General features: G+C 56.2%; 13 protein-coding genes and 3 tRNA genes. 7 read left to right on the top strand and 9 right to left on the bottom strand.

The features are described from left to right. Window positions 1–27 precede the first annotated feature (27 nt). Window positions 28–1,359, bottom strand: a complete 1,332-nt coding sequence (gene argA, locus GNG29_RS18480; RefSeq protein WP_103180956.1) for an amino-acid N-acetyltransferase — start codon at window positions 1,357–1,359, stop codon at window positions 28–30. Between the two features lie 229 nt (window positions 1,360–1,588). On the opposite strand from argA, the gene amiC reads away from it, so the two are divergent. Then, the gene (gene amiC, locus GNG29_RS18475) at window positions 1,589–2,842 is read left to right on the top strand and encodes an N-acetylmuramoyl-L-alanine amidase AmiC (protein ID WP_156655177.1); all 1,254 of its coding nucleotides are present in this window, start codon (window positions 1,589–1,591) and stop codon (window positions 2,840–2,842) included. Between the two features lie 103 nt (window positions 2,843–2,945). Here amiC and GNG29_RS18470 read toward each other — a convergent pair. The 3 genes from GNG29_RS18470 to GNG29_RS18460 form a co-directional block, all read right to left on the bottom strand. Beyond that, window positions 2,946–3,022, bottom strand: a tRNA-Met gene (locus GNG29_RS18470). Between the two features lie 33 nt (window positions 3,023–3,055). Beyond that, window positions 3,056–3,132, bottom strand: a tRNA-Met gene (locus tag GNG29_RS18465). Window positions 3,133–3,166: 34 nt separating this feature from the next. Continuing rightward, a tRNA-Met gene (locus GNG29_RS18460) sits at window positions 3,167–3,243 on the bottom strand. A 207-nt stretch (window positions 3,244–3,450) separates the two neighbouring features. Between GNG29_RS18460 and mltA the strand changes: the two genes are divergently transcribed. Next, on the top strand, window positions 3,451–4,548 hold the full coding sequence (gene mltA / locus GNG29_RS18455; RefSeq protein ID WP_103180954.1) for a murein transglycosylase A: 1,098 nt from the start codon (window positions 3,451–3,453) through the stop codon (window positions 4,546–4,548). Window positions 4,549–4,618: 70 nt separating this feature from the next. Continuing rightward, window positions 4,619–5,425 carry a tRNA cyclic N6-threonylcarbamoyladenosine(37) synthase TcdA gene (gene tcdA / locus GNG29_RS18450; RefSeq protein ID WP_103180953.1) on the top strand — a complete coding sequence of 269 codons (807 nt, stop codon included), beginning with the start codon at window positions 4,619–4,621 and terminating at the stop codon, window positions 5,423–5,425. Here the strand turns inward: tcdA and csdE are convergent. Together csdE and csdA are read right to left on the bottom strand one after the other, a co-directional pair. Further along, on the bottom strand, window positions 5,416–5,856 hold the full coding sequence (gene csdE / locus GNG29_RS18445) for a cysteine desulfurase sulfur acceptor subunit CsdE (protein WP_103180952.1): 441 nt from the start codon (window positions 5,854–5,856) through the stop codon (window positions 5,416–5,418). The genes tcdA and csdE overlap by 10 nt on opposite strands. Further along, on the bottom strand, window positions 5,856–7,061 hold the full coding sequence (gene csdA / locus GNG29_RS18440; protein WP_156655176.1) for a cysteine desulfurase CsdA: 1,206 nt from the start codon (window positions 7,059–7,061) through the stop codon (window positions 5,856–5,858). The genes csdE and csdA overlap by 1 nt, the downstream gene beginning before the upstream one ends. 192 nt (window positions 7,062–7,253) lie before the next feature. On the opposite strand from csdA, the gene GNG29_RS18435 reads away from it, so the two are divergent. From GNG29_RS18435 to rlmM, 4 genes are all read left to right on the top strand, one after another. Further along, the gene (locus GNG29_RS18435; protein WP_039029916.1) at window positions 7,254–7,481 is read left to right on the top strand and encodes a YgdI/YgdR family lipoprotein; all 228 of its coding nucleotides are present in this window, start codon (window positions 7,254–7,256) and stop codon (window positions 7,479–7,481) included. A 349-nt stretch (window positions 7,482–7,830) separates the two neighbouring features. Then, window positions 7,831–8,745 carry a glycine cleavage system transcriptional regulator GcvA gene (gene gcvA, locus GNG29_RS18430; protein WP_103180950.1) on the top strand — a complete coding sequence of 305 codons (915 nt, stop codon included), beginning with the start codon at window positions 7,831–7,833 and terminating at the stop codon, window positions 8,743–8,745. 45 nt (window positions 8,746–8,790) lie between these two features. After that, window positions 8,791–9,186 carry a DUF423 domain-containing protein gene (locus GNG29_RS18425; RefSeq protein WP_039029918.1) on the top strand — a complete coding sequence of 132 codons (396 nt, stop codon included), beginning with the start codon at window positions 8,791–8,793 and terminating at the stop codon, window positions 9,184–9,186. Then, window positions 9,179–10,279, top strand: a complete 1,101-nt coding sequence (gene rlmM, locus GNG29_RS18420; RefSeq protein WP_103180949.1) for a 23S rRNA (cytidine(2498)-2'-O)-methyltransferase RlmM — start codon at window positions 9,179–9,181, stop codon at window positions 10,277–10,279. The genes GNG29_RS18425 and rlmM overlap by 8 nt, the downstream gene beginning before the upstream one ends. Before the next feature lie 91 nt (window positions 10,280–10,370). Here the strand turns inward: rlmM and xni are convergent, their stop codons facing one another. The 3 genes from xni to GNG29_RS18405 all read right to left on the bottom strand — a co-directional run bounded on the left by xni (window position 10,371) and on the right by GNG29_RS18405 (window position 13,962). Continuing rightward, window positions 10,371–11,129, bottom strand: coding sequence for a flap endonuclease Xni (gene xni / locus GNG29_RS18415; protein WP_156655175.1), 759 nt, complete (start codon window positions 11,127–11,129; stop codon window positions 10,371–10,373). A 112-nt stretch (window positions 11,130–11,241) separates the two neighbouring features. Next, a complete protein-coding gene (locus tag GNG29_RS18410) occupies window positions 11,242–12,609 on the bottom strand; it encodes an L-serine ammonia-lyase (RefSeq protein WP_156655174.1) in 1,368 nt (455 codons plus the stop codon). A 63-nt stretch (window positions 12,610–12,672) separates the two neighbouring features. After that, entirely contained in the window at window positions 12,673–13,962 is a 1,290-nt protein-coding gene (locus tag GNG29_RS18405; protein ID WP_103180946.1) for an HAAAP family serine/threonine permease, read from the bottom strand. Window positions 13,963–14,231: the final 269 nt, after the last annotated feature.

The following is a 14,231-nucleotide window of genomic DNA, read 5'->3' as shown; positions in this document are numbered from 1 at the left end:
GCTTGCCCGGCCTGTGGGTGATGACCGTTATCCCAGGTCCGCCATCAGCACTTTTGAACGGCGCTGGTAGTTGTACATCTCTTTCTTGGTTTCCGGCAGCGAATCAATATCCACCGGCGTGAAACCCCGCTCCTGGAACCAGTGAATGCTGCGGGTCGTCAGCACAAACAGCTTGCTCAGCCCCATCTGCCGCGCCTGGAGGGCGATCCGCTCCAGCAACACTTCGCCGCGCGATGAGCTGCGGTAATCCGGATGTACCGCCACGCAGGCCATTTCACCGATCTTCTCTTCCGGGAAGGGGTAGAGCGCCGCACAGGCGATGGTGAGGTTATCGCGCTGAATAATGGTGAACTTGTCGATCTCCATCTCCAGCTGTTCGCGGGAGCGGCGCACCAGGATCCCCTGCTGCTCCAGCGGGCGGATGAGTTCCAGAATGCCGCCGATGTCGTTGATGGTGGCGCGACGGATCTGCTCGGCGCTCTCCATCACAATCTGCGTCCCGATACCGTCGCGGGAGAAGAGCTCCTGCAGCAGGGCGCCATCTTCCTGATAGCTGATCAGGTGGCTGCGACGCACGCCGCTGCGGCAGGCTTTGATCGCGCCCCGCAGAAAACGCACGGTACCGGAGTAGTAGTCCCCCTGCGCCTCAAGGGCATCGACGCGTGCCTGAGCCTCGTTAGGGAACAGCTCAGAGACAATATTCCCGAGCTCGTTCATCACCCCCTGCGAGGAGCAGAAGCCGATCATTTTTTCTGCTTTCAGCTTGATCGCCAGCTGGGTGGCAATCTCTTCGGAGGTGAGGTTGAAACTTTCGCCCGTGACAGAGACGGCCACCGGGCCGGTCAGCACAATCGCGCCGCCATCGAGCTGACGGTGGATCGCCTCTTCATCAATACGACGAATACGTCCGCTGTGGCAGTAATCCACGCCATCATCCACGCCGAGCGGCTGGGCGATAATAAAATTACCGCTGACCACATTAATATGCGCCCCCTGCAGCGGGGTGTTGTTAAGGCTCATCGACAGGCGCGCGGTGATGTCCAGCTGCAGCAGACCGGCGGCCTGCTTAACCAGCTCCAGCGTTTTAGCGTCGGTGACGCGGGTATGTTTGTGGTAGATCGGCTCGTGATGATGCGCGGCCAGATTCGCCTCGATCTGCGGGCGAGCGCCATACACGACAACCAGACGAATACCCAGGCTATGCAGCAGGCCGATGTCATTGACAATACTGGAGAAATTCTCATGCTCAATGGCTTCGCCACCCAGCATGACGACAAACGTCTTTCCCCGGTGGGCGTTGATATAGGGAACAGAATGGCGGAATCCCTGGACCAGTTCGATTCTACGTTCCTTCACCACGGCACAACCCCTTAATGAATGTTTATTCGTAATTTTTGTATTTTTATTCGATTATCGCTCTGTGCGCAAGCCAAACTTTTCTGCGAAGCAAAGAAAAGATTCAGCTAAGTTATCGTTAACGCATGATTGTTTACCCTTTTAGGGATGACAGGTTATGCATCATTCGTTAAAGTTTTCGGTCAATTTGGACGTTATGAAAAGTTATTCGATATCTTTGCTCGGGAGAAGCATGTCGGGAGCCAGTAAAGCATTAAGTCGTCGTCGCCTGTTACAAGGGGCCGGAGCAATGTGGTTGCTTAGCGTCAGTCAGGTCGGGTTTGCCGCTGTCAGCCAGGTTGTTGCGGTGCGCGTCTGGCCGTCTTCGACCTATACGCGCGTGACGGTCGAGTCAAACCGGGTGCTGAACTATAAGCAATTCGCGTTGAGCAACCCGGAGCGGGTGGTGGTGGATATCGAAGGCGTAAATCTTAACTCGGTGCTGAAAGGAATGAGCGCCCAGATCCGCGGCGACGATCCCTTTATCAAATCCGCGCGGGTAGGGCAGTTTGATCCGAAAACCGTGCGCATGGTGTTTGAGCTCAAGCAGAACGTCAAACCGCAGCTGTTTGCCCTCGCACCGGTGGCCGGTTTTAAAGAACGTCTGGTTATGGATCTCTATCCTGCCAACGCGACCGATATTCAGGATCCGCTGCTGGCCCTGCTGGAAGATTACAACAAAGGCGATCTGGAAAAACAGGTACCGCCTGCGCAAAGCGGCCCGCAGCCCGGCAAAGCGGGACGCGATCGTCCGATTGTGATCATGCTCGATCCGGGGCACGGCGGTGAGGACTCCGGCGCGGTAGGCAAATACCGGACCCGGGAAAAAGATGTGGTGCTGCAAATCGCCCGTCGCCTGAAGGCGATGATCGACAGAGAAGGCAACATGCGCGCCTACATGACGCGCAACGAAGATGTCTTTATTCCGTTAAAAGTGCGTGTGGCGAAAGCGCAAAAGCAGCGTGCGGATCTCTTCATCTCTATCCATGCGGACGCCTTTACCAGTCGCCAGCCCAGCGGGTCATCAGTGTTTGCCCTCTCCACCAAAGGGGCGACCAGTACCGCAGCACGCTATCTTGCCGATACCCAGAACGCCTCCGACCTTATCGGTGGGGTAGGGCGGAGCGGCGATCGCTACGTCGACCACACCATGTTCGATATGGTCCAGTCGCTGACCATTACCGACAGCCTGAAGTTTGGTAAAGCGGTGCTGGGCAGGCTCGGGCATGTGAACAAGCTGCATAAGAACAGCGTCGAGCAGGCCGGATTTGCGGTGTTGAAAGCGCCGGACATCCCGTCGATTCTGGTGGAAACCGCCTTTATCAGTAACGTGGAAGAGGAGCGCAAACTTAAAACGGCTAAGTTCCAGCAGGAAGTGGCGGAGTCAATACTGGCGGGGATTAAAGCCTATTTCTCTGACGGGGCGACGCTGGCGAGACGCGGATAAGATCAACACTGCCCGGCGGCGCTGCGCCTGCGCGGGCCTACGGGTGGGCTGACGACAAAAACAAAAAAACACCCGGAAGGGTGTTTATTGTTTTAAGAAGTGTTGGTTGCGGGGGCCGGATTTGAACCGACGACCTTCGGGTTATGAGCCCGACGAGCTACCAGGCTGCTCCACCCCGCGGCACCGTACTGCTTCTACTTCTTCAAATTTGATTGGTTGCGGGGGCCGGATTTGAACCGACGACCTTCGGGTTATGAGCCCGACGAGCTACCAGGCTGCTCCACCCCGCGTCACCGTACTGCTTGTACTTCATCAAATTTTAATTGGTTGCGGGGGCCGGATTTGAACCGACGACCTTCGGGTTATGAGCCCGACGAGCTACCAGGCTGCTCCACCCCGCGTCCGTGGATGCGCACTATACTCTGCTGACTTTTTGTTGCAACCCTTTTTCGTAAAAATCACCAAATTAGACGTTGAATTGCCTGCTCTGCCGTCGATTTGGCTGTTTTTTACGCAAAATTTGCCTAAGGGGAGGCAATCGCATTTCAATACCTTTGCCGGTTTGTTATCTTCGTTGCGCAGAATGGGGCAACTTGAAGATGGGATATATGAAAGGACGTTGGGCGAAGTATCTGATGACAGGCGCAATGGTAGCAATCCTCGCCGCCTGTTCCTCCAAACCGACCGATCGCGGTCAGCAATATAAAGACGGGAAACTGACCCAGCCTTTCTCTTTAGTAAACCAGCCGGATGCCGTGGGTGCACCCATCAATGGCGGTGACTTCGCGGAGCAGGTAAGCCAGATCCGCACCGCATCGCCGCGGCTGTATGGCTCGCAGAACGCCGTCTATAACGCAGTACAGGACTGGCTACGCGCCGGGGGCGATACCCGCACCATGCGCCAGTTCGGCATTGATGCCTGGCAGATGGAGGGCACCGATAACTACGGTAACGTCCAGTTTACCGGCTACTACACCCCGGTGGTACAAGCCCGCCATACCGCTCAGGGTGAGTTCAAATACCCTATCTACCGCATGCCGCCAAAACGTGGCCGCCTGCCGTCCCGGGCCGAAATCTACTCGGGCGCGCTGAGCGACAACTATGTCCTCGCTTACAGCAACTCGCTGATGGATAACTTCATCATGGATGTGCAGGGCAGCGGCTATATCGATTTTGGCGACGGCAGCCCGCTTAACTTCTTCAGCTATGCGGGTAAAAACGGCCATGCCTACCGCAGTATCGGTAAAGTGCTGATCGATCGCGGAGAAGTGAAACGCGAAGATATGTCGATGCAGGCGATCCGCGAGTGGGGGGAGAAGCACAGCGAATATGAAGTGCGTGAGCTGCTTGAGCAGAACCCGTCGTTTGTCTTCTTCAAACCGCAAAACTTTGCCCCGGTGAAAGGCGCCAGCGCGGTGCCGCTGATTGGCCGCGCGTCGGTCGCCTCTGACAAGACAGTGATCCCGCCGGGTACCACGCTGCTGGCCGAAGTCCCGCTGTTGAATAACGAAGGCAAATTCAGCGGCCAGTACGAGCTGCGCCTGATGGTGGCGCTGGATGTGGGTGGCGCGATTAAAGGCCAGCACTTTGATATCTATCAGGGCATTGGCGCCGATGCCGGCCACCGCGCGGGCTGGTATAACCATTACGGCCGCGTGTGGGTGCTGAAAACTGCCGCAAGTACGGGCAACGTCTTTAGCGGCTGAGTGTGGTAATATTGACGCTATGTTTTCCGGGGTGAGGGGTAACTCTCACCCTTTTTACATCTGAGGTCTTATGTCTGTGGTAATGAGCGAAGCCTGGCGCCAGCGTTTTGGTGGCACCGCACGTTTATATGGTGAAAAAGCCCTGCAACTGTTTGCCGATGCGCACATCTGCGTGGTCGGCATTGGCGGCGTCGGCTCATGGGCAGCGGAAGCGCTGGCACGAACCGGGATCGGCGCCATTACGCTTATCGACATGGACGACGTCTGCGTCACCAACACTAACCGGCAGATCCACGCCCTGCGCGACAGCGTCGGGCTGGCGAAGTCAGAGGTGATGGCGGATCGCATTCGCCAGATCAACCCGGAGTGTCGCGTCACCGTCATTGATGATTTTGTGACCGCCGATAACGTGGCGCAGTATATGGGAGCTGGCTACAGCTACGTGATTGACGCCATCGACAGCGTGCGCCCGAAAGCGGCGCTGATCGCCTGGTGTCGCCGCAATAAAGTGCCGCTGGTGACCACCGGCGGCGCGGGCGGGCAGATCGACCCGACGCAGATCCAGGTGACGGACCTGGCGAAAACCATTCAGGATCCGCTCGCGGCCAAGCTGCGCGAGCGTCTGAAAAGCGATTTTGGCGTGGTGAAAAACAGCAAAGGCAAGCTCGGCATCGACTGCGTCTTTTCAACGGAAGCGCTGGTTTATCCGCAAGCGGACGGTTCAGTCTGCGCCATGAAAAGCAGTGCGGAAGGGCCAAAACGGATGGATTGTGCCTCTGGGTTTGGCGCGGCCACGATGGTGACCGCGAGCTTTGGTTTTATCGCCGTCTCTCATGCGCTGAAAAAGATGATGGCGAAGGCGGAACGTCAGGCCTGACGCGCCGCTTCCAGTACCGCGTCACTGAGCGCAGCCAGCCCCTGGCTGCGCGAGGCGCTAAGCTGGCCGCGTAGCCCCAGCGCATCGAACAGCGCCAGCGGGTTCTCCTCCAGGATCTGCGCGGCGCTTTTCCCCTCAATGGCCGTCAGCAGCACGGCCAGCAAGCCGCGAACAATCCGTCCTTCGCTGTCGCCATAAAAATGCAGCTTATCCCCAATTTTTGTAACGCCAAGCCAGACGCGGTTCTCGCAGCCGGGGATCTCTTTCGCCTGCGTTTTGAGTTCATCGGACAGCGCAGGGAGCTGCTTGCCCAGCAGGATCAGCTGGCGATATTTGTCTTCCCACTGGGTCAGCGGGGCAAAGGTCTGTTTTAACGTCTCTTCAGTGATGACGGTGCCGAACGGATGTCCGGCCAGGGTTGGGCTTGTCATTAATCCACCAGTAAAGCTAGAGCGCGATCGACGGCGGCAACCAGCGCGTCGACATCGCTTTGGGTGTTATAGGGAGCAAACGAGGCGCGCAACGTGCCGTTGACGCCCAGCGCCGCCAGCAGCGGCTGGGCGCAATGCTGGCCGGCGCGCAGGGCAATGCCATACTCCGCCAGCAGCGTCACCATGTCGCTGTGATGAACCCCGGCAAAATCGAATGCCAGCAGGCTCGAATCCTGTACCCGGAAGGAGCGAAAACCGGGGCGTTGTTTCAGCGCCTCTTCCGCCAGCGTTGCCAGCCCGCGGCTCCAGCTCTCTGCCTGTTGCAGATCGAGATCCGCCAGCCACTCCAGCGCCGCGCTCAGGCCAATGACGCCTGCGACATTTGGCGTCCCGGCTTCCAGACGATAAGGCACCTGCTGAGTTTTAAAGCCCTCGAAAGTCACCTCGGTGATCATCTTGCCGCCGCCGAGCCACGGGGTCATCTCCTCCAGCAGCGCCGCTTTGCCGTACAGTGCGCCAATACCGGTAGGACCGTACAGCTTATGTGCGGAGAAGGCATAGAAATCGATATCCAGCTGCTGTACGTCCGCCGGGAAGTGGACCACACCCTGGGCGCCATCCACCATCACTACCATCCCGCTCTCATGGGCGAGGCGGATGGCGCGGGCCAGATCCGGGCAGCCGCCGGTGACGTTGGACATCTGCCCGAGCGCGAGAATGCGGCTACGCGGGGTGATCAACTCAGGCAGGCGAGTCACATCCGCCAGGCAGTCTGTGCCAATCGGGAGCTTAACCACCTTTGCGCCGGTCTGTTCGGCCACCATCAGCCACGGCACGAGATTAGCGTGGTGCTCCGCCTCGCTGACGATAATCTCATCGCCCGGCTGCAGGCGCGGGCGGGCATAACATTGCGCCACCATGTTGATGGCTTCGGTGGTGCCCCGCGTCCAGACAATATTTTTGCCGCTTTCAGCGTTAAGCAGACGGGCAACCTGATCGCGCGCCGCTTCATAGCGTGCGGTTAAGCGCTGCGCCTCGGCAAACTGGCTGCGATGCACATTGCCAGCGCTCAGGCTGTAAAACTGGTTGGTGGCCTCAATCACTGCCTGAGGCTTAAGGGCTGTCGCAGCGCTATCAAGATAGACACCGGCATCGGCCAGGGCCGGAAACTGGGCGCGAAAATGGGCAGGGCTGAATGCGTTCATGGAATTCCTCTTCGTGATGATGAGATCGTCGCGCAAATTCCGCAGCAGGGCAAGAAGGTTGATCTCTATCGGAATTGTCTGTTTATCCTGGCGCAACAGACGAAGCAGGTTATGCTGAAATAGAGTCAGGAGAATGTCTTAGCCTGTTAATAAACACGCTTGAAATAGCATTAATTGCTGAAGGAGAAGAAAATGAAAAAGACTATCGCAATCGCCTCTGCCTGTATGCTTACCTTTGCCCTGAGCGCCTGTTCTGGCAACAACTATGTCATGCACACTAACGATGGCCGCTCTATCGTATCAGAAGGTAAGCCGCAAACTGATAATGATACCGGCATGATCTCGTATAAGGATGCTAACGGGAATAAACAGCAGATTAACCGTAGTGATGTGAAAGAGATGGTTGAGCTGAATAAGTAAGGATACAGCAGACAAAAAAAAGCACCGCAATTGGGCGGTGCTACATTAATCACTATGGACAGACAGGGTAAATGTACAGGAAGTGAAAAGGTGGTAGTTTTCCTACCGTGGTCTGAATCGCAGACCAATTGCAAACACAACAACACAACATCACAACCGTAAGCCAAAAGCCCATCAGAACACGCATTCCAAAAAAAGCTTTTCGTTCCGGCTCAGGAAGTGCCGCCACTATAGGTATTTGCTGGTAGTTCCTCAACGGACAATTTATAATGGCTCAGATAAAAAAAACTAATAGGTTAAACGTTGTTTCCTGTTTGTTAAAAGCCGTTAACATCTAAGCCAGATAACCATGTCCAAGCGATTACCACCACTTAATGCATTACGTGTATTTGATGCTGCTGCGCGCCATCTGAGCTTCACGCGCGCGGCCGATGAACTTTTTGTGACGCAGGCCGCAGTCAGTCATCAAATCAAGTCTCTTGAGGATTTTCTGGGCCTCAAGCTGTTCCGCCGCCGCAACCGTTCCCTGCTTCTGACGGAAGAGGGGCAGAGCTATTTTCAGGATATCAAAGAGATATTTTCCCAGCTTACCGAGGCTACCCGTAAGCTGCAGGCGCGCAGTGCCAAAGGGGCACTGACGGTCAGTTTATTGCCAAGTTTTGCCATTCAATGGCTGGTGCCGAGACTCTCAAGCTTTAACTCAGCTTATCCGGGAATCGACGTTCGCATCCAGGCGGTCGACCGTCAGGAAGAGAAGCTGGCAGACGATGTCGACGTAGCGATTTTTTATGGCCGGGGCAACTGGCCAGGGCTGCGTGTTGAAAAATTGTACGCAGAATATTTGCTGCCGGTCTGCTCGCCACTACTCTTAACAGGCGAAAAAGCGTTAAAAACGCCGGACAATCTGGCGCAACACACGCTTTTGCATGATGCTTCTCGCCGCGACTGGCAAACGTATACCCGGCAGCTCGGTCTTAACCATATCAATGTGCAGCAGGGGCCCATCTTCAGCCACAGTGCGATGGTGTTACAGGCTGCCATCCACGGACAGGGCGTGGCGTTGGCAAACAACGTGATGGCGCAGTCCGAAATTGAGGCTGGCCGCCTGGTCTGCCCTTTTAATGATGTTTTGGTCAGCAAGAACGCATTTTATCTGGTTTGTCATGACAGTCAGGCAGAATTGGGTAAAATAGCCGCGTTTCGCCAGTGGATCCTGGCAAAGGCGGCCAACGAGCAAGAAAAATTCCGCTTTCGGTACGAGTAATACTTTCTTTTGCGTGCAGGGCGCGCATAACTTCAGGACAGAAACATGACCAGCCGTTTTATGCTGATTTTCGCCGCGGTGAGTGGCTTTATTTTTGTTGCGCTGGGCGCCTTTGGCGCACATGTATTACGCAAATCCCTGGGTGTGGTGGAGATGGGCTGGATCCATACCGGTCTGGAATATCAGGCGTTTCATACCCTGGCAATCTTCGGACTGGCTGTGGCGATGCAGCGTCGCATCAGCATCTGGTTTTACTGGAGCAGCGTATTTATGGCGCTGGGCACCGTGTTGTTCAGCGGTAGCCTCTATTGCCTTGCGCTGTCGCATTTACGCCTGTGGGCGTTTGTTACCCCGGTGGGCGGCGTCAGCTTCCTGGTCGGGTGGGTATTAATGTTAATCGGTTCGTTCCGTCTGAAACGCAAGGGCGTTGTTCATGAATAAAGTTGTCTTATATTGTCGCCCGGGCTTTGAAAAAGAGTGTGCCGCGGAAATTACTGATAAAGCCGCGAAGCGTGAAGTCTTTGGTTTCGCTCGCGTGAAAGAGAATGCGGGCTACGTTGTTTTCGAATGCTATCAGCCCGAAGATGCCGATAAACTGGTTCGCGAACTGCCGTTCAGCTCGCTGATTTTTGCCCGTCAGATGTTTGTGGCCGGTGAGCTGCTGCAGGATCTGCCGCCAGAGGATCGTATTACCCCTATTGCCGGTATGCTGCAGGGCGTTGTGGAGAAGGGCGGTGAGCTGCGCGTTGAGGTGGCCGATACTAACGAAAGCAAAGAGCTGATGAAGTTCTGCCGCAAATTCACCGTGCCGCTGCGCGCCGCACTGCGTGACAGCGGCGTGCTGACCAACTACGAGACGCCAAAGCGTCCGGTGGTGCATGTCTTCTTTATCGCCCCGGGCTGTTGCTACGCCGGGTATTCCTATACCACCAACAATTCGCCGTTTTACATGGGGATCCCGCGTCTTAAGTTCCCGTCCGACGCGCCGAGCCGTTCCACCCTCAAGCTGGAAGAGGCGTTCCATATCTTTATTCCGGCCGACGAGTGGGATGAGCGTCTGGCAAACGGGATGTATGCGGTGGATCTGGGGGCCTGTCCGGGGGGCTGGACCTATCAGCTGGTGAAACGCAACATGTGGGTCTACTCCATTGATAATGGCCCGATTGCGCAAAGCCTGATGGACACAGGCCAGGTGACCTGGCTGCGCGAAGATGGTTTCCGCTATCGTCCGAACCGCAATAACATCTCGTGGCTGGTGTGCGATATGGTAGAAAAGCCGGCCAAGGTGGCCGCGCTGATGGCTACCTGGCTGGTCAACGGCTGGTGCCGCGAGGCGATTTTTAACCTCAAGCTGCCGATGAAAAAGCGCTACGAAGAGGTTTCCCAGAACCTGGCATACATCCAGACCCAGCTTGCAGAGCATGGCATCAATGCGGAGATCCAGGCGCGTCAACTGTACCACGACCGCGAAGAGGTTACCGTGCATGTACGCCGCTGGTGGGCTGCCGTAGGTGGCCGTCGCGACGAGCGGTAATCTGTACAACGCCCGGAGGCGCTACGCTTACCGGGCCTACAACACCCCTCGTCCCGTAGGCCCGGTAAGCGCAGCGCCTCCGGGCATGACGTCACACTCGCTCTAACCTGAGCTGCTGCAAATTCCCGTCTAGCTGTAAATCCGTCTGCAATCGCGCCACGTCCCGGCAGATAAAGGCCATCTCTTTGTGCGCCTCCAGCTTTTTGCGCCACTTCTCCGGCACCTCATCCAGACGGGCATAAATCCCTTCCAGATCCTGAAAATCAGCCAGCAGTTGGGCGGCACTTTTCGGGCCAATGCCCGCCACGCCCGGCACCCTGGAGCTGCTGATCCCCGCCAGTCCCCAGTAATCCGGCAGCTGCTGGGGTGATACGCCAAACTCACTGGCGATAAAGGGCGCGTCGAGCCAGCGTTTCTGAAAATAGTCGCGAATGCGAATGGTGGGGGAAAGCAGCTGACAATAGCCTTTGTCCGTCGAAACAATGATAGCCTGATGGCCTGCGCTGGCCACTTTGACCGCCAGAGTCGCCGCGAGATCGTCGGCTTCGTTGCCCTGAGCACCCCAGCAGGGAACCCCTCGCTGCTCAAAGGCGGCGCGTATCACAGGCATTTCGGCGTGCAGATCGTCCGGCATCGGCGCGCGGCCAGCTTTGTAATCCGGCAGACGCTGGTGACGCCAGCCGCTGTTGCGGGCTTCATCGTCAAAAACGGCAACCGCATGGCTGGGCTGGCTGTGACGAATAAGCTGCTCCAGAGCATGCAGGCAGGTATCCTTGCAGGGGGTGCCCTGTACCGCATGAATGCGGCGGATAAGATTCAGCGCGTCGACAATAAGCAAATGAACAGCCACAGATAATCCCTCTTATATCCAGTGGATTAAGGGTAACACCGTCGGCAGAATGAAACTACGAGAGGCGGGAAGAACGGGAAGGAGCCTCGCAAAACAAGGCTCCTTTTGAGGCTTAGTCGCAGGTCACGATCTTCATCGCCAGACCACCGCGAGAGGTTTCACGGTATTTGGCGTTCATATCTTTACCGGTTTCATACATGGTCTCGATCACTTTATCGAGGCAGACGCGCGGCTCGCTGGTGCGGCGCAGCGCCATACGTGCGGCGTTCACCGCCTTCACGGAGGCAATGGCATTACGCTCGATACAGGGCACCTGCACCTGGCCGGCAACCGGATCGCAGGTCAGACCGAGGTTATGTTCCATGCCAATTTCTGCCGCAATGCAGACCTGCGCCGGACTGCCGCCCAGCAGCTCTGCCAGACCCGCTGCCGCCATGGAGCAAGCCACGCCCACTTCGCCCTGACAGCCCACTTCGGCGCCAGAGATCGAGGCGTTCATCTTATACAGCGAGCCAATGGCGCTGGTTACCAGCAGATAGCGGGCCAGTGAGTTGGCGTTTACTTCGCGGATAAACTTGTCGTAATAAGCCAGCACCGCAGGAACGATACCGCAGGCACCGTTCGTTGGGGCCGTTACTACGCGGCCACCCGCGGCGTTCTCTTCGTTCACCGCCAGCGCGAACATATTGATCCAGTCCACGACCGCCATCGGATCGCTGGTGGTTTTATCGCTGCTCACCAGCATACGACGCAGGGCCGCAGCACGGCGTGGAACACGCAGTTTACCGGGCAGCACGCCCTCGGTGGTGATACCGCGCTCAATACCGCCGCGCATCACTTCCCAGACGTTAGCAAAGTGCTGTTCCAGTTCTTCTTTGCTGTGTAGCGCCAGCTCGTTTTTCATCATCAGGCCGGAGAGGGAGAGGCCGCTCTCCTGGCAATGACGCTGAAGGTCGGCAGCCGTTTTATACGGGTACGGCACCGCGACAGGCGCGCTCTCTTGCTGCCCAAAATGGTCTTCGTCGACGATAAAACCGCCGCCGATAGAGTAATAGGTTTGGCTGTAAATCGCCTTGTCGCCTGCCAGCGCGGTGATGCGCATACCATTTTCGTGCAGCGACAGGTTGTCGGCGTGGAAATTCATGCAGCGATCAACCGGGAATTCAACTTCATGCTCACCGTTGGCCAGCAGCAGTCGGCCATGGGTGTTAACGTCCTGGATAAAGCCCGGGATGGCGTCAATATCAACACTATCCGGCAGGTTGCCCGCCAGGCCCATAATGATGGCGATATCGGTATGGTGACCTTTGCCGGTCAGCGACAGGGAGCCATAGACATCTACAACTACGCGGGTGGTGTCGTGCAGCATTCCGCGCGCAATAAGATCGTCCGTGAACTGTTTACCTGCTTTCATTGGCCCGACGGTGTGCGAGCTGGAAGGACCAATACCAATTTTAAAAATATCGAAAACGCTAATCATGATGCGTCCGTTGCTTTACGTCAGAGGAGTAGATTGCGCCATCCGAAGATGGCGCGGGAGGCATTACGCGAACAGCGAATAGAAGATAGCGGAGATAGCAATCAGACCCATAACCACAACGAAGACGTTGCTGATCTGGCCGCTGTATTTACGCATCGCTGGCACTTTCTGAATGGCGTACATCGGCATCAGGAACAGGATCATCGCGATGACCGGGCCGCCCAGGGTTTCGATCATGCCGAGGATGCTCGGGTTCAGGGTCGCAACCGCCCAGGTGGTCAGCAGCATGAACAGCGCAGTGATTTTGTTCAGCTTGTTGATTTCAATGCTCTTACCTTTGCCACGCAGAGATTTAATTACCATACCGTTAAAACCTTCACGTGCGCCCAGATAGTGGCCGAGGAAGGATTTAGTGATAGCGATAATGGCAATGATTGGCGCCATCCAGGCAATCACCGGGGCATTAAAGTGGTTCGCCAGGTAAGAGAGAATCGAGATGTTCTGCTCTTTCGCTGCCGCCAGATCCGCCGGGGAGAGGCTCAGTACGCAGCTGAAGACGAAGAACATAACGGTCAGCACCATCATCACGTGAGCGCGAGCCAGGATGCTGGAGCACTTCTTCTCGGCGCCCTGGCCGTACTCTTCACGCTTCGCCACGGCGAAGGAGGAGATGATCGGCGAGTGGTTAAAGGAGAAGACCATTACCGGGATTGCCAGCCACAGGGTCATCCACAGGCCATTACCGGTGGCGGACGCGCTGCTCAGGGAGAGGGTTTCCAGCGCTGCGCCGTTCCACTGAGGGATCAGGTAGCAGGCCAGCACCATCAGGGCGATAACGAACGGGAACACCAGCACGCTCATCGCTTTTACAATCATCTGCTCACCGAAGCGCACGATAGTCATCATGCCGACAATCAGGATCAGCGACAGAATGGCGCGCGGTGGCGGCGTCATGCCCAGCTGGTGGGTCATAAAGCTGTCAACGGTGTTGGTGATAGCCACGCTATACACCAGCAGGATTGGGTAGATGGCAAAGAAGTAGAGCAGGGTAATCAGCTTACCTGCGCCAATCCCGAAGTGCTCTTCAACCACTTCAGTGATGTCTTCGCCCGGATTTTTGCCGGATAGCACAAAACGGGTCAGGCCGCGGTGTGCGAAGTAGGTCATCGGGAACGCAATGATTGCCATGATGATCAGCGGAATTAAGCCGCCAACACCCGCGTTAATAGGCAGGAAGAGAACACCAGCGCCGATTGCTGTGCCGTACAGGCCAAGCATCCACATGGTATCGGTTTTACGCCATCCGCTTCGGGTTTCAATCGAAGCAACGGTGCTGGTTTGAGTGGTTTCCATCTGTGTCTCCAGGAAGTAGCTAATGTCAGGTTTCTGGTCAAATTCGATGCAAAAAGGGCTAATCGTAATATGAAATTCGCTCAGTGACGGTTTTTATATAATTTTTCTCCGTAACTATCGGCGGGCGGAAAGATACATTTTCGTAATGGATCTATCAGTGATCCCGATCTCAAATGCAATAATCTACTTTTGAGGTGGATATCTTTAGACCATTTATCTGCTAATAAAACATCACAGCGAATTTCTGGGCGCGAAGGCTAACATTAACG

This window comes from Leclercia sp. Colony189, from assembly GCF_009740165.1.
Classification (GTDB): domain Bacteria; phylum Pseudomonadota; class Gammaproteobacteria; order Enterobacterales; family Enterobacteriaceae; genus Enterobacter.
This window is presented reverse-complemented; position numbering and strand designations above follow the sequence as displayed.